This window comes from Nocardia sp. XZ_19_231 (assembly GCF_015355705.1).
In the GTDB taxonomy this organism is placed as follows: domain Bacteria; phylum Actinomycetota; class Actinomycetes; order Mycobacteriales; family Mycobacteriaceae; genus Nocardia; species Nocardia salmonicida.
Genome location: NZ_JACUZI010000001.1, coordinates 221,298 through 240,367, shown reverse-complemented (window position 1 = coordinate 240,367; position 19,070 = coordinate 221,298). Strand labels below are relative to the sequence as shown.

General features: G+C 66.8%; 17 protein-coding genes. 7 read left to right on the top strand and 10 right to left on the bottom strand.

The genetic code is table 11. The features are described 5' to 3' along the window. Positions 1 to 24 precede the first annotated feature (24 nt). Both IBJ82_RS01025 and IBJ82_RS01020 read left to right on the top strand, forming a co-directional pair. Positions 25 to 480, top strand: a complete 456-nt coding sequence (locus IBJ82_RS01025) for a nitroreductase family deazaflavin-dependent oxidoreductase (protein WP_194824092.1) — start codon at positions 25 to 27, stop codon at positions 478 to 480. A gap of 125 nt (positions 481 to 605) precedes the next feature. After that, the gene (locus tag IBJ82_RS01020) at positions 606 to 1,259 is read left to right on the top strand and encodes a hypothetical protein (protein WP_194824091.1); all 654 of its coding nucleotides are present in this window, start codon (positions 606 to 608) and stop codon (positions 1,257 to 1,259) included. A gap of 1 nt (position 1,260) precedes the next feature. On the opposite strand, the gene IBJ82_RS01015 is transcribed toward IBJ82_RS01020, so the two are convergent. Genes IBJ82_RS01015 through IBJ82_RS01005 form a run of 3 tightly spaced genes read right to left on the bottom strand, consistent with a single transcriptional unit; the run spans position 1,261 to position 4,298 of the window. Further along, positions 1,261 to 2,634 carry a VWA domain-containing protein gene (locus IBJ82_RS01015; RefSeq protein ID WP_194824090.1) on the bottom strand — a complete coding sequence of 458 codons (1,374 nt, stop codon included), beginning with the start codon at positions 2,632 to 2,634 and terminating at the stop codon, positions 1,261 to 1,263. Then, positions 2,634 to 3,518, bottom strand: a complete 885-nt coding sequence (locus tag IBJ82_RS01010; RefSeq protein WP_194824089.1) for a MoxR family ATPase — start codon at positions 3,516 to 3,518, stop codon at positions 2,634 to 2,636. Before IBJ82_RS01010 ends, IBJ82_RS01015 begins: the two co-directional genes overlap by 1 nt. 54 nt (positions 3,519 to 3,572) lie before the next feature. After that, positions 3,573 to 4,298, bottom strand: a complete 726-nt coding sequence (locus IBJ82_RS01005) for a TetR/AcrR family transcriptional regulator (protein WP_194824088.1) — start codon at positions 4,296 to 4,298, stop codon at positions 3,573 to 3,575. Between the two features lie 110 nt (positions 4,299 to 4,408). On the opposite strand from IBJ82_RS01005, the gene IBJ82_RS01000 reads away from it, so the two are divergent. Then, positions 4,409 to 5,071 (top strand): hypothetical protein, encoded by a 663-nt coding sequence (locus IBJ82_RS01000; protein WP_228536381.1) that lies wholly within the window; start codon positions 4,409 to 4,411, stop codon positions 5,069 to 5,071. Here IBJ82_RS01000 and IBJ82_RS00995 read toward each other — a convergent pair. The 5 genes from IBJ82_RS00995 to IBJ82_RS00975 all read right to left on the bottom strand — a co-directional run bounded on the left by IBJ82_RS00995 (position 5,041) and on the right by IBJ82_RS00975 (position 11,332). Next, positions 5,041 to 6,399, bottom strand: a complete 1,359-nt coding sequence (locus IBJ82_RS00995; protein ID WP_194824087.1) for a DUF2252 domain-containing protein — start codon at positions 6,397 to 6,399, stop codon at positions 5,041 to 5,043. The two genes, IBJ82_RS01000 and IBJ82_RS00995, sit on opposite strands and share 31 nt — an antisense overlap. Before the next feature lie 110 nt (positions 6,400 to 6,509). Then, on the bottom strand, positions 6,510 to 7,589 hold the full coding sequence (locus IBJ82_RS00990; RefSeq protein WP_194824086.1) for a DUF4185 domain-containing protein: 1,080 nt from the start codon (positions 7,587 to 7,589) through the stop codon (positions 6,510 to 6,512). Positions 7,590 to 7,747: 158 nt separating this feature from the next. After that, entirely contained in the window at positions 7,748 to 8,749 is a 1,002-nt protein-coding gene (gene ilvC / locus IBJ82_RS00985) for a ketol-acid reductoisomerase (RefSeq protein ID WP_174551969.1), read from the bottom strand. 74 nt (positions 8,750 to 8,823) lie between these two features. Beyond that, positions 8,824 to 9,327, bottom strand: a complete 504-nt coding sequence (ilvN, locus tag IBJ82_RS00980) for an acetolactate synthase small subunit (protein ID WP_019048314.1) — start codon at positions 9,325 to 9,327, stop codon at positions 8,824 to 8,826. A gap of 76 nt (positions 9,328 to 9,403) precedes the next feature. Continuing rightward, positions 9,404 to 11,332, bottom strand: coding sequence for an acetolactate synthase large subunit (locus IBJ82_RS00975; RefSeq protein WP_194824085.1), 1,929 nt, complete (start codon positions 11,330 to 11,332; stop codon positions 9,404 to 9,406). A 315-nt stretch (positions 11,333 to 11,647) separates the two neighbouring features. Between IBJ82_RS00975 and IBJ82_RS00970 the strand changes: the two genes are divergently transcribed. After that, on the top strand, positions 11,648 to 12,415 hold the full coding sequence (locus IBJ82_RS00970) for a PH domain-containing protein (RefSeq protein WP_370585090.1): 768 nt from the start codon (positions 11,648 to 11,650) through the stop codon (positions 12,413 to 12,415). Between the two features lie 290 nt (positions 12,416 to 12,705). Continuing rightward, a complete protein-coding gene (ilvD, locus tag IBJ82_RS00965; protein WP_194824084.1) occupies positions 12,706 to 14,547 on the top strand; it encodes a dihydroxy-acid dehydratase in 1,842 nt (613 codons plus the stop codon). 69 nt (positions 14,548 to 14,616) lie between these two features. Here the strand turns inward: ilvD and IBJ82_RS00960 are convergent, their stop codons facing one another. Next, positions 14,617 to 16,236: a DHA2 family efflux MFS transporter permease subunit gene (locus IBJ82_RS00960; RefSeq protein WP_194824083.1), complete on the bottom strand. Its 1,620-nt coding sequence runs from the start codon at positions 16,234 to 16,236 to the stop codon at positions 14,617 to 14,619. An 86-nt stretch (positions 16,237 to 16,322) separates the two neighbouring features. Here IBJ82_RS00960 and IBJ82_RS00955 point away from each other — a divergent pair, with 86 nt between their 5' ends. Continuing rightward, a complete protein-coding gene (locus IBJ82_RS00955; protein WP_194824082.1) occupies positions 16,323 to 16,814 on the top strand; it encodes a MarR family winged helix-turn-helix transcriptional regulator in 492 nt (163 codons plus the stop codon). A gap of 68 nt (positions 16,815 to 16,882) precedes the next feature. After that, positions 16,883 to 17,995 carry a sorbosone dehydrogenase family protein gene (locus tag IBJ82_RS00950; protein ID WP_194824081.1) on the top strand — a complete coding sequence of 371 codons (1,113 nt, stop codon included), beginning with the start codon at positions 16,883 to 16,885 and terminating at the stop codon, positions 17,993 to 17,995. Positions 17,996 to 18,105: 110 nt separating this feature from the next. Here IBJ82_RS00950 and IBJ82_RS00945 read toward each other — a convergent pair whose 3' ends face one another. Continuing rightward, the gene (locus tag IBJ82_RS00945) at positions 18,106 to 18,957 is read right to left on the bottom strand and encodes a DoxX family protein (RefSeq protein ID WP_194824080.1); all 852 of its coding nucleotides are present in this window, start codon (positions 18,955 to 18,957) and stop codon (positions 18,106 to 18,108) included. Positions 18,958 to 19,070: the final 113 nt, after the last annotated feature.

Here is a 19,070-nt window from a genome sequence, read left to right as displayed (position 1 = left end):
CTCCCTGTGAAAGGAACTGTCACCATGTCTTCGAATCAGCAAGCGAGCGAGAGCAATGCACACAGCGGATTCTCTCGCTGGATGCAGCACCGGATGAACGCGCGGATGAACCGCAAGATCCGCCGCGGCAAAGGCACCTTCATGGGGATGGATGTGCTGATCCTGCACACGGTCGGTCGCCGCAGTGGCCAGCCGCGCGACACCCCGATCTCCTGGTTCCCCGGCGAGGACGAGTCCTGGCTGCTCGTCGCCTCCGGCGGCAAGGACGGTCACCCCGACTGGTTCCTCAATTTGATGGCCAACGCCGATCAGGCAACCGTCCAGCTACCCAGCGGCGATACCGTCGCGGTGACACCGCACGTGCTCGACGGTGCCGAGCGGGCAACCGCCTGGGAACGCATCACCACCGCCCAACCGCGCTACGACAAGTACCAGACCAAGGCCGGGCGCGAGTACGCCGTCGTGCGGCTGAGCGCCTGAGATACGGATGTCGGTTGCGCAACGGAAGCCGAATGGCCTGCTGAACAGTCATAGACTGCTCAGCAGGCACGGGCGACCGAGCGCCTGATGGGGACCGTTCGGCCGCTGCGAGAGCGGAGGCGAACATGGGCTATCCCGGCTATCCCGGATACCAGCAAGCCATGCCACCGCCGCAACGGCCGTCACCGTGGCCGTGGATTCTGGGGGCACTGGTGGTTGTCATGGCATTGGGAGTCGGCGTGATCGCGGTGGGAATCATCGTTCTGCAACGTGACCGCAACTCCTCGACCGCCGCCCCTGCCCCCACCGCCGCGACCATTGCGGCCTCGGCACCGGTGCCGGTGCCTGCCCCTGTCCCGGCGCCCGCCCCCATAGACCTCCAAGCCCAGGCTCTCGATACCTTGCGCGCACAAGCCGATGCCGACCAGCCCTTCGTCAGCGCGGGGGTGGCCAACCGGTGGGTGCCTCAGCTCTCGGCCAAACAGCCGGGATTGGTCGCGCCCGACGTCGACGGGCAGATGGTGAACTGGACCAGCAGCGAGATCCTCGCCCAACATCAACGGATGCGCGCCCAGTATCCCGGGGCGCGACTGGTCTGGAGCGACGACTGGGCCACGTTCGACCTGCAGGGATGGTGGATAACGCTGGCCGGAACGACCTACAGCGATCCCGACTCGGCCAATGCCTGGTGTGACGCCAGGTCGATCCCCGTCGACGAGTGCTTCGCCAAACTCGTCAGCAATTCGCGCACCTCGGCGGGCACCACGAAGTACCGCTGAATCAGGCGGGCAGCAGTCTGCCGATCACCTCGGCGAGCTGGGCGACATTGCGACATTCGTGCATGGTGACGATCTCGGTGTAGTCCTCGGCGGCCGAGTCACCGGTCGACCACGAGCGCGACGGCTCCGGGTTGAGCCAGTAGACCGCCTTCGCGCGCTCGGTGATCGCCTGCAGCGCGGCGAGATTCGGGTCGGTGCGGTTGGTGCGGGCGTCACCGAGGATCAGCACGCAGGTGCGTGGGCCGACAGCGTCGAGGTAATGGTCGACGAAACCCTGGAGGACCTCGCCGTAATTGCTGGATCCGAACCGGGCGACGCCGCCTTCGCGCACGATGTTCTGCGCGAAGCCCGGCGGCGGCGGTTCGCCGGGGGTGAAGTACTGGGTGATCTCGGCGCAGGTGTCGACGAAGCCGAAGCTGCGGACCTTGCTGAACTGGTCCTGCAGGGCCTGCACCAATTGCAGGGTGAATTCGGCGAAACCACTCACCGAGCCCGAGACATCGGCCAGCACAACGAGGTCGGGGCGGCCGCGCTTGCGGGCGCGCAGTACCGGATCGACCGGGACACCACCGGTAGCCATGGAACGACGCAGGGTGCGGCGCAGGTCGATCTGGCCGCGGACCGCCTTCTTGCGGCGCACCGCCAGTCGGGTGGCGAGCTTGCGGGCCAGTGGGTGCACGAGGCGGCGCATCTCGGCGAGGTCCTGTTCGCGGGCGCCGAGGAAATCCGTGCGGTCCGCGGAGTTCTCGACACCGCGGCGGGCGATGTAGTCGGTGCCGCGCAATTCGGCCGAGCGCAGGCGCGCCTCGGTTTGCACATCGGTACGGAACCGGTCGACCCGTCGGCGGGCCTCGATGGTGCGCACCGCCGTGTCGAACTGCCCTGTGCCACCCATGGTTTGAGCGAGCTGTTCGGAGATCTCATCCGGGCGTAGCGATTTCATGGTCAGGTACGAGGACCAGCCCGCACCGGAGGCCTGGGAGACCCGGCCCGCGCTCTCCCCCGCACCGCCGTAGGCACCGAAGGTGTTGAGTGCTTCGCGGGCCAGTTCGGCGGTGTCTTCGCCCTGGACGAGGGTGGCGATCAAACGTTCACGCAGGTCTTCGGCGTTCTCGCTCGGGCTGGCGGGTGGCAGCGAGACGCCGAGGAAGTACAGGTCGAAGAGTTGGTCGAAGACTTTGCGTTGGCCGTTGCGGCGGAGCAGGCAGGCGGCCAGACCCGCGCGCAGGACGCGGGGGTCGGCGTCACCGAGGGCTACGATCGCGGCTGCCGCGTCGATGGTTTCACTGGGACCCGCGTGAATGTTGTGCTCACGCAGCAGGGTGACGAAATCGACGAGCCGAGCGCTCGTGGGAACGAAGCGCGAAGGGCTCATCACTGCACGCTGCCGTCTGCCTGGTCGTCGAGACCGAGCCGATCGATGGCGATGCGATGGTCCGACTGGTACTTCAGCAGCACCCCGAGTGTCGAGCGGACCACACCGCCGGTCAGCGTCCGCGTTCCCAGAGCGACCAAAGTTCTTGCCCAGTCGACGGTTTCGGCGATCGAAGGCGCCTTGCGCAGGGAGAGCTGCCGTAGCGCGCTCACCGTCGCCACCACCGGTTCGGCCAGCGCGGCGTCCAGCTCGGGAACTTTAAGCGCGACGATCGCCTTCTCCAATTCCGCTGTCGGATAGTCGATATGGAGATACAGGCAGCGCCGTTTCAGCGCTTCGGACAGGTCGCGGTGGGCGTTGGAGGTGAGGATGACGAAGGGCTTGCGGACGGCGGTGACGGTGCCGAGTTCGGGGATGCTCACCTGGAAGTCGCCGAGGACTTCCAGCAGCAGGCCCTCGAGTTCCACGTCGGCCTTGTCGAGTTCGTCGATGAGCAGGACCGTGGGGTCGGGATTGCGGATGGCGGCCAGCAGCGGGCGGGCGAGCAGGAATTCTTCGGTGAAGACGTGGTCGCGGGTGCTGTCCCAGTCCTCGCCGGAGGTGGCGGTGATCCGGAGCAGCTGCTTGGCGTGGTTCCACTCGTATAGGGCACGGGCCTCGTCCACGCCCTCGTAGCACTGCAGGCGGATGAGCTCGGCGCGCACCGCGGCGGCGACAGCCTTGGCGAGCTCGGTCTTACCGACGCCCGCCGGTCCCTCGATCAGCAAGGGCTTGCCGAGGCGGTCGGCGAGGAAGACCGCGGTCGCGATATCGAGGGACGGCAGGTAACCGGCGGCTGTCAGCCGGTCGGTCACCTGGTCCACCGAGGAAAAGAAGTTACTCATCGGTAATGATTGTATCCACTGCCGCCCACCCGGCGGCGACGCGAGTCCCGGTGACTACGACCGCGGCTTTTCGGCCGTGACGACCGCGGCGGCGACGCCGTCCAGGATGAGGTCGAGACCGAAGGCGAAATCGCCCGCCGCCGACTCTTCGTCCGGAGGGAGCTCGGCGAAGGCCTGATCCGCGAAGAGGGCGGCGATCTCAGGCAACCGGGACAGGTCGAGGGTCGACACATCGCGCTGGTACACGTCGAGGGATTGAGCCTCGCTGCGCTGTTCGGCGCCACGCTGCTCGGCCATGTGACGGTCGGTGACGAACGCCTGACGGACGTAGCCGCCGATCACGGTGATCGCACCGATCTTGGCACCCCAATCCAGCTGGGTCTCACGCAAGGCGGCGAGGCCGGCATTCATCCACGCGAGGGCGTTGATACCGCGGGGCGGGCCCGTGATGGGGATCTGGGTCAGCCACGGGTGACGGGCGAACACTGCTCGCTGACCGGTCGCCCACTCACGCAGGGCGGGGCGCCAGGCCGCACCGATGACGGGAGGCGGGCCGAAGGCAGTGTCGGCCATCAAGTCGGTGAGGCCGTCTTTCGAGCCGATGTGGCGGTAGAGCGACATCGGTGTGACATCCAGTGCGGCAGCCACTTTCGTCAGCGAAGCGGCGCGCAGACCTTCGCGATCGGCGAGCGTGATGGCCGTCGCGACGATGCGATCCGCGTCCAGTTCGGCCGGACGGCCGACGCGCGGTCGGGCCGGACCGGGCTGCTTGCTGGTCACGTTCTCCTCATTCGTTCGGGGTTCCCCCAACTTAACATAGGGGTTATAGTTTAAGTCTTATACTAATTCGGAGCCGAGCAGAATCGCTCGGCGGCGAGGGGCGAACAACTGTGGACATCAACCAGATTCAGCGCATCACCGGAGCAGCTGCCTTCGCTGGAGCCGGCTGCACGCTGATCGAACTACCGCTGTACTTCGTGTACTCGGGGGCACCGCCGGACGCGAATGTGCTCACCCGATGCCTGCTCGGACTGATCGGTGTCACGCTGTTCGTGGTGTTCATGAGCGGGCTCGCCGCTGTGGTGCGACACCGTGACCCGGAACGGGCATGGTTCGGGTCGCTGGCCGCCGCGGCCGGAACCGCCTGGCTCACCGTCGTTCTCGTGTCGACCGGCCTCGAGGTCGGTGCGGTGATCGCGGCGCCCGAACCGATCGACCCCACCATCACCGTCACCGGTACCTACATCCTGTACGGGACCGTCTCGCGACTGCTGGAAGGATTGTTCCTCGTGGCCTTCGCCATCGCCGCCGCACGGCTACTGCCCCGCTGGTGCATCGTGACCAGCTGGGCGCTCGCGGCGGTGAACTTCGCGTTCGTGCCGTCGCTGTTCTTCGGGAACACACCGGCCGACTTCTATGCGGCCAACGGGTGGGGCACCACGGCGACCGTCGGCGGGCTCACCATGCTGTGGTTGTTCGCGATCGGCATCGCGCTGTATCAGTCGGCTCCGAAAGAGGCCGATCAGTACGGGTTGTCGGCGACTTCCACCTGACCGTCCTTGATCGCGGCCATCAGCAGTCGATAGTCGGCCATCGTCTGATCCGCATACGACATCGCGAAATCGCTCAGTGCCGTGTCGAACTTCTCGCTGCCGCCGATATAGGCGTCGATGGCCAGCGGATCGCCGGAGCGGCAGTGGGCGCGGGCCAGCACGCCGCCGCAGACAGCGCCGTAGTTGGACAGTTGCCGGTGGGTCAGATTCTCGATATCGACAGAACCCTTCATGTCGCGGAACTGACGCCAGTAGTGATGCACGCCTTCGGGGCCGGTGGCCCAGCCGAGGAAGATGTCGCTCGACGCCTGCATCAAGCGCTGACCGGCGACGACGCGATGTCCCTGATGCTTGTATCGGCTCGCCTTCTGATACGGCGCCAGCACCGAGGTGTCGGCCTCCTTCAGCTGCAGGAACAGCGGAGCGCCGGACTCCTTGTCCATCAGCAGCGCGATGAAGCATCGGGTGCCGACGCTGCCGACCCCGACGACCTTCACGGCGGCCTCGACGAAGGCGTAGCGGTTGAGCAGCACGCGCATGTGGTCGGGCAGCGTGCGCCGGTATTCGGCGAACAGCGCCTTCACGGTCGCCGCGTCGGGGGAGGTGATGGGCACCAGCAGCGGCGGCTGATTCTTGATCCGCGGAATGCCGTCGGCGTCGGTTTCGGTGAGTTTGTCCAGTGCTTGCAGACTGGTGCGCTTCTTGGCCGAGGCGATCGTCTTCTCGGCCAGCTTGCGGCCCTTCTTCTTCTGGACCAGCTCGAGGACCTTGTCTGAATCGACCCGGTCGTACCAGATCTCCAGACTGTCCTGCTCTGTCATCGCCTCGATGCCCACGCGATAGCCGCGGGCAGTCGCCTCCGCCGCCGATGCCGCGTCCTCATCGGAACAGCCGTTGTTGAGCGCCGCGACCGCGACACTGGCGACCAGGCGTTTGACGTCCCACTCGAACGGGCCGGGCAGCGTCTCGTCGAAGTCGTTCACATCGAACACGAGATTGCGCTCGGGAGTGCCGAAGAGCCCGAAGTTCGACAGATGCGCGTCGCCGCACAGTTGTGTGATGAGCCCCGTATCCGGACCGCTCCCCAGGTCACTGGCCAGGACCGCCGCGGCACCCCGCAGAAAGGTGAACGGCGACACCGCCATTCGCGCCATCCGGATCGGCACCAGCGACGGCACCCGGCTCTCGTTCTGTTTCAGCAGAATCGCCACCGGGTCCTCCCGACCCGGTTCCGGCTTCCACTCCCCCAACGCGGAACGAGAAACCCGCTTCCGCGCCGCTTTGCCGACCTCCGCCGCCTGCCGATCGAAATCCTCAACCGTCGTCATCGAGCAAGTCTCGCGCTACCGGGCCATTACGGCAAGGACCAGTGGATAACCATGCGGTGACAGAGTGCGCCACCGCCCAGCTATCGACCGTCGACAGCAAGGGGGTGGCGCTACGGACCGAGCCGCCTGCGCCACTCGTCGACTCGGCGGACGAGCTCCTGCCACCAGGTCAGATGCGGGTCCGGTGGTGGAGTCGGCCGAGGCTCGGGCGTCGGTTCGGGGTCGGGTACCGGGACCAGCACCTTCCGGCGAATCCCGGTGCAGGTGAACTGGGTCGCCCGATAGGGATTCCCGTTCTGCGCCCACTCGGAGACGATGAGGGTGAACTTGCCGTCCTCGAGCCTGCTGTAGGGGTGTATGTAGCCGCCGTACAGGCGCGGAACCGTGTCGACACCGCGCGGCATCCCGGTTATCGGCCGGTGTGTGTGGGTCGTGATCCAGTTCGTGTTGTCGATCCGGTCGCCGACCTTGACGAAGATCGAGTAGTCCCCCGCGTCGAATCCGGAGATCACGGCCCTGTTCTCGACATAGCGCAGGCAGATCTCGCCGAATTGCCAACCGGGCAGGATCGGCGTGGGCTCACGGTTCCAGGCCCAGTTGTCGCCATCCCAGCCCCAGCCCTGCCAGGCGTGTGGATCGGACAGGTCTTCGACCGGCGCGCGCCACAGCAGCATGTCCTTGTTCCTGGCCAGGCCGCCGGTGGAGATGATGTGCACCCAGTCGCTGCGCGGGTCCTTGGCCCAGGAGATCATCACCCGCTTGCCGGCGAAGGCGCCGCACCAGAACTTCGCACCGCGGCGGGCCCAGGTGACGCCACTGTCGTCGGAAGTCCATATCTCGCACCACTTCTCGTTGCCAAGGCCCTGGGTGTACATGACCCACAGGTAGATCCGGCCGTCGATGGTCATCGCGTCACACGGCAGGACGGTGGAGTATTCGGCGTTGTCGTGCTGGTAGTCCCACAGCTGGCGGCCGTCGGTGCCCGGCGAGGTGGCCATGACGATCGGCTCGGCGGGGTCTCGCTGGGACGTGCGAGTGATGATGGGGGAACGCCAGTTCCCGATGCCACCCATCGGTGGGCCGTACGGGCCGTCCCCGGAGAACGAGTCGCCCCAGACGAAGCCGACATCGCCATTGGGCAGCTCGAACGGAATCGCGAGATCGCCGCCACCGAGGTCAGCCGAAGGCACCGGGTTCAGGTCCGTGACGCGAATGACACACCCACTCCGGTCGGCTCGAGCCGAAATCGTTGGGCCGGTGTTGGTTCCGTCACGCCACCAGGTTACGTCAGCATGCCGAAAGGCCCGCTCGCACGTGGCGAACGGGCCTTTCGAGACGCGGTGAAACCTTACGCGGTTTCGGTGATCGGGCGGTCGACCCAGCTCATCAGGCCGCGCAGCTTGGCGCCGGTGACCTCGATGGGGTGCTCGGCGTTCTCCTTGCGCAGACCCTCGAGCTCCTTGTTGCCGCCTTCGACGTTGGCGACGAGACGCTTGACGAAGGTGCCGTCCTGGATGTCGGTCAGAATCGCCTTCATGCGCTCCTTGGTGCCGGCGTCGATGACGCGCGGGCCCGACAGGTAGCCACCGAACTCGGCGGTGTCGGAGACCGAGTAGTTCATGCGGGCGATGCCGCCCTCGTACATCAGGTCGACGATCAGCTTGAGCTCGTGCAGGACCTCGAAGTAGGCCATCTCGGGGGCGTAGCCCGCCTCGACCATGACCTCGAAACCGATCTTGACCAGTTCCTCGGTGCCACCGCAGAGCACGGCCTGCTCACCGAAGAGGTCGGTCTCGGTCTCTTCCTTGAAGGTGGTCTTGATGACGCCGGCGCGGGTGCCGCCGATGCCCTTGGCGTAGGACAGCGCCAGGGCCTGGCCCTCGCCGGTCGGGTCCTGATCGACAGCGATCAGAGCCGGAACGCCCTTGCCGTCGACGAACTGACGACGCACCAGGTGGCCGGGGCCCTTGGGGGCGACCATCGCGACGGTGACGCCGGCCGGAGCCTTGACGAGACCGAAGTGGATGTTGAGGCCGTGGCCGAAGAACAGCGCGTCGCCGTCCTTCAGGTTGGGCTCGATGTCGTTGGTGAAGATCGACGCCTGAGCGGTGTCGGGCGCGAGCACCATGATCACGTCGGCCCACGCGGAGACCTCGGCGGGGGTGCCGACGGTCAGACCGGCCTCTTCGGCCTTCGGGCGAGACTTCGAACCCTCGGCCAGGCCGACGCGGACGTCGACGCCGGAGTCGCGCAGGCTCAGCGAGTGCGCGTGGCCCTGGCTGCCGTAACCGATCACGGCGACCTTGCGGCCCTGGATGATCGACAGGTCAGCGTCGTCGTCGTAGAACATCTCGACTGCCACTTTGGTTGGTCCCTTCTCGAATGCGGTTAGGAAAAGTTATCGCGGAGGTTGCTGAAAGAGATTCAGCGGGTCGCGGTGATCGACTTGGGGCCGCGGCCGACAGCCACGACACCGGACTGCACGATCTCGCGGATGCCATAGGGCTCGACCATGCGCAGCAGCGCGTCGAGCTTGGAACGGGTGCCGGTGGCCTCGATGGTCAGCGCGTCGGGCGAGACGTCGATCACCTTGGCGCGGAACAACTGCACGGCCTCGATCACCTGCGTGCGCACCGACGCGTCGGCCCGCACCTTCACCAGGATCAGTTCGCGGGCCACCGAGGCATCGGCGTCCTGCTCCACGATCTTGATGACGTTGATCAGCTTGTTGAGCTGCTTGGTGACCTGCTCGAGCGGCAGATCGTCGACGGTGACGACGATCGTCATGCGCGAGATCTCGGGGATCTCGGTGCCACCGACGGCAAGGGATTCGATGTTGAAGCCACGGCGCGAGAACAGGCTCGCGACTCGCGCCAGCACGCCCGGCTTGTCCTCGACAAGGACGCTCAGGGTGTGGGTGGTGCTCATGCCGCCACCTCGCTAGCGCTCGGCGTCGGCACGATCACCATCGTGGCTGTGTCCATGTGGAGCTCGCTGCGCTCGCTCATTCGTCGTCGCCCTTCTCGAATGCGGCCTGCTCGCGTTCCATCGCCTCGTGGATGACGGCAGGTTCGGAAACCGACTCGTCCTCGTCGAAGAGCGGACGGATACCGCGGGCGAACATGATCTCGTCGTTACTGGTGCCCGAGGCGACCATCGGCCAGACCTGGGCGTCCTTGCCGACGATGAAGTCGATCACGACCGGGCGGTCGGTGATGGCCTGTGCCTGACGGATCGCGTCCTCGACCTCGGACTCCTTCTCCACCCGGATGCCGACGCAGCCCAGCGCCTCGGCCAGCTTCACGAAGTCGGGGATGCGCAGGGAATGCGTGCCGAGATCGGTGTTGGAGTAGCGCTTTTCGTAGAACAGGGTCTGCCACTGGCGGACCATGCCCAGGTTGCCGTTGTTGATCAGGGCGACCTTGATCGGCACGCCCTCGATCGCACAGGTGGCCAGTTCCTGGTTGGTCATCTGGAAGCAGCCGTCACCGTCGACCGCCCAGACCTCTTTCTCCGGCGCGCCCATCTTGGCGCCCATGGCCGCGGGAACCGCGTAACCCATGGTGCCGAGACCGCCCGAGTTGAGCCAGGTGCGCGGGTTCTCGTACTTGATGAACTGCGCGGCCCACATCTGGTGCTGGCCGACGCCGGCGCAGTAGACGGCCTCGGGGCCCGCGAGGCGACCGAGGGTCTCGATGACGTACTCCGGCGAGACCGAGCCATCGCTGGGGGTCTTCCAGCCGAGCGGGTAGTTCTCGCGGATGCCGCTGAGGTAGGCCCACCATTCGGTGAGGTTCAGCAGCGGCGCGGCACCGGTCTGCGGATCGGCCTTGAGGGTCTCGATCAGCTCGACGATGACCTCACGCGCGTCGCCGACGATCGGGACGTCGGCGTGGCGATTCTTGCCGATCTCGGCCGGGTCGATGTCGGCGTGGATGATCTTCGCGTCGGGGGCGAAGGAGTCCAGCTGACCGGTGACGCGGTCGTCGAAACGAGCGCCGAGGGTGATCAGCAGATCGGACTTCTGCAGCGCGGCCACCGCGCCGACGGTGCCGTGCATGCCGGGCATGCCCATGTTGAGGGTGTGGCTGTCGGGGAACGCGCCCCGCGCCATCAGGGTGGTGACCACCGGGATGCCGGTGAGTTCGGCCAGCTCGAGCAGTTCGGCCGAGGCGTCGGACTTGATGACACCGCCACCGACGTAGAGCACGGGCTGCTTGGACTCCAGGATCATCCTGGCGGCCTCGCGCACCTGCTTGCCGTGCGGCTTGGTGACCGGGCGGTAGCCGGGCAGACGCATCTCCGGCGGCCACGAGAACGTGGTCTGGGCCTGCAGGGCGTCCTTGGTGATATCGACCAGGACGGCGCCGGGGCGACCGGAGGCGGCGAGGTAGAACGCCTCGGCCAGGGTGCGCGGGATGTCGGCTGCGTCCTTGACGAGGAAGTTGTGCTTGGTGATCGGCATGGTGATGCCGGAGATATCGGCTTCCTGGAACGCGTCGGTGCCGACCAGGCTCGACGGCACCTGGCCGGTGATGGCCACGATCGGGACCGAGTCCATCTGGGCATCCGCCAGCGGGGTCACCAGGTTGGTGGCGCCGGGGCCGGATGTGGCCATACACACACCGACCTTGCCCGAGGCCTGCGCGTAACCGGTCGCCGCGTGACCGGCGCCCTGCTCGTGGCGCACCAGGACGTGACGGACCTTCTTCGAGTCGAACAGCGGGTCGTAGACAGGAAGGACCGCGCCGCCGGGAATGCCGAATACCGTGTCGACGTCGAGCTCTTCGAGCGACCGGACCACCGACTGCGCGCCGGTGACGCGCTCGGGCGCGACCTGACGACGGGTGGGGTTGGTCGCCGGACTACCGGGGGTAGCTGAAGGCGCTGACCTGCGGGCCGATGGCCCGGGTCGTGCGGTTGGTGCACTCACCGTCTTGGTTCCTCACTGTCTCGTTCTGACTCGGACTGGCCCGGAAGGGCCGCTGGCATTCGCCCGAACACAAAAAAGCCCCCGCCCAGCACATGGCTGTTCGAGGGTGGCGCGTCGCAAACGCGAGCTGACGTATTGACTAGACAGTCAGGCTCGACGCTGGACGCGCCGGCCGATTACGAGCTCGTTTCGAATCACACGTACGACGTTAGGCGCGCGTACTGCGTCGAGTCAAACAGGCTTTCCGCTCCGGTCCCATTCTGTGGGACTCGAGTGGTTGCGTGGGTCCGTGTACCAAGATGCGAGGATAGGTGGGTGTCATCACCGCATCAGTCCGTGCCACCGGCTAAATCGTCCCACACCACCGACGAGGGAACCGATACGGGTCGCCCGTCGCGACCCGGCGGCCTGCGCGCGGCCGGCCCGGGGCGGCTCGCGGCGATCGGGGCAGTGGTACTGGCGTACCTGATCTTCGTCGTCGTCGGGACCGTGCAGGACTGGTCGCTGGGGGTGCGGGTCGGGTTGATCGTGCCAGTCGCGGTGATCGTCTGGCTGCTGGTGCCGCGCAAGGCGAACACGCCCACCCCCGGTGTGCACGTGATCGGCGTTCCCCGATTGGCCTATATCGGCGTGCTGGTGCTGGCGCTCTGCGTGTTCTTCGCGTTCGTCGGGTGGCCGGCCGGCCTGTGGTGGTTGCTGCTGTTCCCGGTGCTCGCGGTGTTGTGGGTGACGCGCACGCATACGACCGTGTCCGAGGCCGGGCTGGATCTGAGCTCGGTGATCGGGAAGAAGAAGCACCTCGACTGGCCGCGGGTCAAGGGGATCAGCATTCCCAAGCGCGGATACGTGCGAGCTCGGCTCGACGACGACTCCGAGGTGAAGTTGCCCGCGGTCGGGTACGACCGGCTGCGTGAGCTGATCGAGGCGTCCGGGGGTCGGCTGCCCGATGTGTTCGCCGCCGCCGAGGCGGCCGAGGCCGAACGCCTTGCCGCCGAGCGGGCTACGGCGAAGGCGGAATCCGACGCGAAGGCCGAGGCCGAAGCGAAGGCCGAATCGGAAGCGGAGCCGAAGTCCGAACAGTGACCGTGGGCACTGCGGGAATCAGCTCGACGGCGTCGACCGTTGTAGCGGTAAGCTGACGGCGACCGGGCAACCCCGCGCCGACGGCACCACCGCGGCGACACCCTACGGAGCGACACTCCCGCCTCGAGCCCCGGTTCCATCCCCCGCGGACCTACCACCGGCGCGACGCGACCATCGCCCGCCGGAGTAACGTTGCGGGTTGCCGGACGCACCGCGTACGCGCGTGCCGCGCAGGTCAGCCCCCTGCTCGCACGCTTGCCACGCACCCAGCGACATTTACGAGGACTTCAATGCCACCGCTTCGTTCACGCACCACCACCATCGGCCGCAATGCCGCGGGCGCGCGCTCGCTCTGGCGCGCGACCGGCATGACCGACTCCGACTTCGGCAAGCCGATCATCGCGATCGCGAACTCGTACACGCAGTTCGTTCCGGGTCACGTGCACCTGAAGAACATGGGCGACATCGTCGCCGAAGCCGTCCGCGCCGCCGGTGGCGTGCCGCGCGAGTTCCACACCATCGCCGTCGACGACGGCATCGCCATGGGTCACGGCGGCATGCTCTACTCGCTGCCCTCGCGCGAGATCATCGCCGACTCCGTCGAGTACATGGCCAACGCCCACACCGCTGACGCGCTGGTGTGTATCTCCAACTGCGACAAGATCACTCCCGGCATGCTCAATGCCGCGATGCGCCTCAACATCCCCGCCGTGTTCGTCTCCGGTGGGCCGATGGAGGCCGGTAAGGCCGTGGTCGTCGACGGTGTCGCGCAGGCGCCGACCGACCTGATCACCGCGATCTCCGCGAGCGCGAGCCAGGTGGTGTCGGAAGAAGGGCTCAGCGAGGTCGAACAGGCCGCGTGCCCGACCTGTGGTTCGTGTTCGGGCATGTTCACCGCGAACTCGATGAACTGCCTGACCGAGGCACTCGGACTCGCGTTGCCCGGCAACGGTTCCACCCTGGCCACCCACTCGGCGCGTCGTGCGCTGTTCGAGCGGGCGGGCACGGTCATCGTCGATATCGCCAAGCGCTGGTACCAGGACGACGACGCCTCGGTGCTGCCGCGCAACGTGGCCAACGCCAAGGCCTTCCGCAACGCGATGGCCCTCGACGTCGCCATGGGCGGCTCGACCAACACCGTGCTGCACACTCTCGCCGCCGCGCAGGAGGGCGAGATCGACTTCGATCTGCAGAGCATCGACGAGATCAGCCGCCGGGTGCCGTGCCTGGCGAAGGTGTCGCCGAACTCCGATTACCACATGGAAGACGTGCACCGCGCCGGTGGCATCCCCGCCATCCTCGGTGAGCTGCGTCGTGGCGGGCTGCTGGAAACCGACGTCACCACCGTGCACACCACCTCGTTCGAGGAGTACCTCGACACCTGGGATGTGCGCTCGGGCAAGGCCTCCGAGGAAGCCGTCGAGCTCTTCCACGCCGCCCCCGGTGGCGTGCGCACGGTGGAACCGTTCTCCACCAGCAACCGCTGGTCCTCGCTCGACACCGATGCCGCGGGCGGCTGCATCCGTGACATCGAGAACGCCTACACCGTCGAGGGCGGGCTGTGCGTGCTGCGCGGCAATATCGCCCCCGACGGCGCGATCCTCAAGACCGCCGGCATCGACGAAGACCTGTTCACCTTCGAAGGCCCGGCCGTGGTGGTCGAGTCGCAGGAGGAGGCGGTGTCGATGATCCTGGGCAAGAAGATCCAGCCCGGTGACGTGGTCGTCGTCCGCTACGAAGGCCCCGCGGGCGGTCCGGGCATGCAGGAGATGCTGCATCCGACGTCGTTCCTCAAGGGCCTCGGCCTCGGCAAGGTCTGCGCGCTGATCACCGACGGACGCTTCTCCGGTGGCACCTCGGGTCTGTCGATCGGGCACGTGTCGCCCGAGGCCGCGTCCGGTGGCGTGATCGGCCTGGTCGAGAACGGTGACCGCATCCGCATCGATGTGCACACCCGCGCGCTGGAAGTCCTTGTCTCCGACGAGGTCCTGGCCGAACGCCGCGCGAAGATGGAAGCCTCGGAGCGCCCGTGGCAGCCGCTGAACCGCGAGCGCACGGTCACCACCGCCCTGCGCGCCTACGCGGCGCTCGCCACCTCCGCCGACAAGGGCGCGGTCCGGCACGTGCCGTAGGAATCATCGAAAGACGAACGGCGTCCCTCGAATTCGAGGGACGCCGTTCGTGTCTTCGCCGTATCGGGATCAGACGAGGGCGGGTTGTGTTGTCGACGTTGACGACTCGTCGTTGCGGCCGGTTTTGGAGGGGATCAACGCAGTGGCCACGAGGCCGAGCAGGACGAAGCCCGCGGCCAGGTAGGCGCCGAGGTTGACGCCGGCGGTCATGGCGGATCGGCCGGCGGTGGCTACCTCTTGTGTATCCGGTTGGGCGGCGAAACCTTCGATCGCCGCGCCCGCGCTGCCGGTGATGGCGTGGGCGTATTGCTGGGCTTGGGCCGGTGGCGTGCCTGCGGCGGTGAGGTCGTCATCGACATTCGAGCTCAGTGTGGTGAAGAAGATGGTGGTGAGCAGGGCGATGCCGAGGGCGGAACCCAGTTGGCGGAACGCGCTCTGGATGCCGGACGCCTGGCCGTTGTCGGCTTCGGGGATGTCGGCCAGGACGACGTTGGTCACCTGCGCGGTGGCGAAACCGACGCCGATGCCGTACACGCACAGGACCACCGCGATCGACCACCATGAGCTGTCGGTGGCGGCGAAGAAGCCGAGCGCCGCCAGACCGACGACCTCGAGTCCGAGACCGAGGCGGACCATGTTCAGCGGCGATGCCTTACCCGCCAACCCGAAGCTGGCGCCGCTGGCGATGAAGCTGCCGATGGCGATCGGCACCAGGGCGAGACCGGCCTGCAGGGCGCTGTAACCGAGGGTGAACTGCAACCACAGCGGCAGCACCGCGACGATGCCGAACTCGCCGAGACCGATGATCAGGGTGGCGATATTGCCGTTGCGGAACGAGGCGAGGGAGAACAGGCTCAGGTCCATCAGCGCCTTGTCGGCATTGCCGCCGCGGCGCAACAGCACCTGCCTGACGACGAAACCGCCCAACGCGAGCACGCTCAGTACGAGCGCGACCAAGACCGGCGAAGGCCCACTCCCCCAGGTGAATCCGGCAATGCCCAACGGATGAATGGTGGTGATCCAGCCGTAGGTGCGTCCCTCGACCAGCCCGAAGGCGAGCAGCCCGAGACCGAGCACCGACAGGATCGACCCGAGCACATCGAGTCGGCCCGCGACCTTCGGCGACGGCGCGATGCACGCCAGCACACCGACCACGATCAGCACGGCCAGCGGCACATTGATGCCGAACGCCCAGCGCCACGACACATGTTCGGCCAGCCAGCCTCCGAGCAGCGGACCGAGCGCGGCCGCCGCACCGATCGTGGAACCCCACACGGCAAAGGCTTGACCACGGGCTTTGCCGGTGAAGTTGGCGTTGAGCAGGGCCAGGGAGGTCGGCAGGATCATCGCCGCGCCCGCACCCTGCAGGAATCGGGCGATGACGAGCAGTCCCCCGTCGGGGGCGAGCCCGGCCAGGATGCTGGTCGCGCCGAACACCACGACACCGGCGACGAACACCCGGCGCGCCCCTACCATGTCGGCGATTCGGCCGACCACCAACAGCAGGGCCGCGAAGACGATCGCGTAGGACTCCTGAATCCATTGCGCCTCGGTGGAACCCGTATCCAGGTCACTGATGATCGACGGGATGATCACGTTCACGATCGTGGTGTCGACCACGATCAGCGCCACGCCGAGGGCGATGGCGATCAAGCCGAGCCATCGGCGGATGGACGACTCTTGACTCATCGCACACTCCTAGTTCCATGGTGGAATATTTCCATGGTCAAAGTATATTCGAAGCAATAGGATGTCAAACGATGCGAAAGGAACCTATGAGCCAGACGGACGCTCGAGCCCAGCACGAACGGCTCGACGAAGGCCTGCGTGCCTACGGCGCGAACTACCGGGAGTTCACCCGCCGGTTCGCGACCTGGCTCGGGTTGCACTCCACCGACGCCGAGGCGCTGATCGAGATCCTCACCGCGGAGGAACGCGGGAGCACGCTCTCACCGGCGCGACTCAGCGAACGGATCTCGTTGTCCAACAGCGCGACCACCGCGCTGCTGAACCGGCTCGAACAAGCCGGTCACATCGTGCGCAGCAGAGAGCACGACGACCGTCGCGTCATCACCTTGCGCAGCACCCCGCGCATTCACACCCTCGCCGACGAGTTCTTCGGTCCGCTCGGCACAAAGGTCGACACGGTCATGGGCAACTACTCCCCCGAGGAACTGCGGCGGTTCGAGGACTTCGTGACCGAGCTACAAGCCACGATGACCGCCCACCTGACCGAACCGGCCCCGCCGCAGCCGCAGCTCAGCTAAAAGGGCCGGTGTTGCCCCACCCGCATCGAGCGGGTCATCCGTACTGTCCTCCCGTTAACGTCTGTGCCATGAGTTCGGGAATCGCGGGCCGCGTGGTCGGCTTGGCACTTGGCAGCGTTCTGTTAGCCGGATGCGCACGATTCGACGAGTCGGCGTCGACTCCGTTCACTGCCGAACCGTCGTTTCGCGGGGGTATCACCGAACCGCAGGGGCCGCCACCGTCGTGGGCGCTGCGGCCGAAAGGTCCGTGTATCGATCCGGATCCAAATGTCGTTGCGACGTGTCTCGACTCGAGTGCCGGGCTGGTCAGCTTGGGCGGCTACGCGTTGGTCGCGGAGCGGCGGACCGGGCGCATTATGCAGGTCACCCTGGTTGACCCGAGCGTGCCGCAGTTGCCGCCGGTTGAGATCGCCGCCATTCAAGTCGATGCGACGGGCGACGGCGGCCTGTCCGATATCGCGTTGTCCCCGACTTTCCGGGAGGACGGGCTGATCTACGCGTATGTGACGACGCCGAGCGACAACCGAGTCGTACGAATCTCCGAGGCGGGCACCGTGAAACCGATTCTGACGGGAATCCCCAAGGGTGCCGACGGGAATCGCGGTGCGATCGAATGGGCATCGCCGACCGCGCTCATGGTACTGACCGGTGATGCTGGAAATACCAGTGCGGCAAACGATCCCGGCTCGCTCAGCGGGAAGATCCTTCGTTTGGACAACCCGTCGCCAGGAACCAATACCCCCACGGTGGTGGGGTCCGGGCTCGGTGCCGCGGGTGATATCTGCCGCGACGGCAAGAAAGGCATGTGGGTCACCGACCGCACCGCCACCGAGGACCGTCTGCAACATCTCGGCGCGGACGGAGATCTGAGCGTCGCGTGGAGGTGGGCCGATCAGCCCGGTGTCGGTGGATGTGCCGCTACCCGCGATGGCGTCGCGATCGCGTTAGCCGAGGGGAAAGCTCTAGCCTTCGCCACAGCCGACCCGACAACCTCTGCCGTCACCGTCGCGCCCTCCAGGATCGCGCAGAACATGTACGGCAAACTGCTCGGCGCGGCACCCAGCTCCGACGGCAGCATTTGGGTCACCACCACCAACAAGACCGGTGACACACCAGGCGAATTCGACGATCGTGTCGTAAAAATCCCACCTCTGGGTGTTCAGCCAGTGGGACAAGAGTAGGTGGTCGCCCGAGCCGAGCCCTTGGTCGCGACGATCCCCCAGGCGAGGCGAGGCCTCCCCGGCCGACGTACACGCCATCGCACATCTGGCCGAACCCGCGCCGCCGCTGCTCAGCTAAAGGGACCGATTCCCTTCAAAGGATTGCCGCCGTGGAGGAACCAGAAGGTGAGGATGGCGGCGGCGATGGCGAGTAGGACCACTACGAAGGAACCGTAGGAGGGGCGGGTGGCCCAGCCTCGGGTGCGGTCGAAGGACCAGCGGCCGGGGCCGGTGAGGATGATCGCCAGGGCGGAACCGGCCAGGACGGAGTCGAGTTCGACGCCGGTGGGGGTGCCCGCGTTGTACTGGAAGCCGGGGACCATCCCTTGCTTCCACATCCACGCGTTCAAGATCGTGGCCAGGACGGCGCCCGCGGCGAGCGGGGTGGCCAGACCGATCACCAGCAGGATGCCGCCGCCGAGTTCACCGGCGATCACCAGCGCGGTCGACAGTGACGGGTAGTCCCAGCCGCCGCTTTCCATCATGGTTTCGGTGCCGTCGAGGCCGGGGCCGTGGAACCAGCCGGTCAGCTTCTGTAGGCCGTGGTAGATGAAGGTGTAGCCGACCACCAGGCGCAGCACGAACAGGCCGAGATCCAGGGTGCCGCGACGGGCCTCGCGGTTGCGGCGCTGCAAGCGGACGGTGGCCGCCGAGGCCGCGGACGCGGGCGGAATCGTCGCGTACCCGTTGTCGTCGTCGCCACTGCGGCCGGTTTTGGCGGTGCTCGCACCGGGAACCTCGTCACCGGGGTCGAGACCGAGGTCCTCGTCGGTGCGTGGAACGTCCTTCGGATCCGGCTTGCGCATCTGTGTCGTCGGTGAGTCGAACGGGCTGGTCACCGGGCGACCCGCCGCCGACGCGCCCTGCCCGGCCGGTGCCGAACCTTCGGACTTCGGAGTGTCATTCGACTTGTCATCGGTCACCGACTCACCTTATGACGTGCCGTCGCAGTGCGCCGCCCTTCCCGGCAACGGGCGTGTCAGCCCCGCTCGACTGCCGGTGGCGTCCGGACCGATGAGTTCGGCCGTCCCCGGCT

Coding starts and splice junctions, on each gene's coding strand:
- IBJ82_RS00995 (WP_194824087.1), bottom strand. CDS start 6,399: ATGACGACGGTTGAGGATTTCGATCGGCAGGCGGCGGAGGTCGGCAAA.
- ilvC (WP_174551969.1), bottom strand. CDS start 8,749: ATGTTCTACGACGACGACGCTGACCTGTCGATCATCCAGGGCCGCAAG.
- ilvD (WP_194824084.1), top strand. CDS start 12,706: ATGCCACCGCTTCGTTCACGCACCACCACCATCGGCCGCAATGCCGCG.
- IBJ82_RS00960 (WP_194824083.1), bottom strand. CDS start 16,236: ATGAGTCAAGAGTCGTCCATCCGCCGATGGCTCGGCTTGATCGCCATC.
- IBJ82_RS00950 (WP_194824081.1), top strand. CDS start 16,883: ATGAGTTCGGGAATCGCGGGCCGCGTGGTCGGCTTGGCACTTGGCAGC.
- IBJ82_RS01015 (WP_194824090.1), bottom strand. CDS start 2,634: ATGAGCCCTTCGCGCTTCGTTCCCACGAGCGCTCGGCTCGTCGATTTC.
- IBJ82_RS01020 (WP_194824091.1), top strand. CDS start 606: ATGGGCTATCCCGGCTATCCCGGATACCAGCAAGCCATGCCACCGCCG.
- IBJ82_RS00955 (WP_194824082.1), top strand. CDS start 16,323: ATGAGCCAGACGGACGCTCGAGCCCAGCACGAACGGCTCGACGAAGGC.
- IBJ82_RS01025 (WP_194824092.1), top strand. CDS start 25: ATGTCTTCGAATCAGCAAGCGAGCGAGAGCAATGCACACAGCGGATTC.
- IBJ82_RS01010 (WP_194824089.1), bottom strand. CDS start 3,518: ATGAGTAACTTCTTTTCCTCGGTGGACCAGGTGACCGACCGGCTGACA.
- ilvN (WP_019048314.1), bottom strand. CDS start 9,327: ATGAGCACCACCCACACCCTGAGCGTCCTTGTCGAGGACAAGCCGGGC.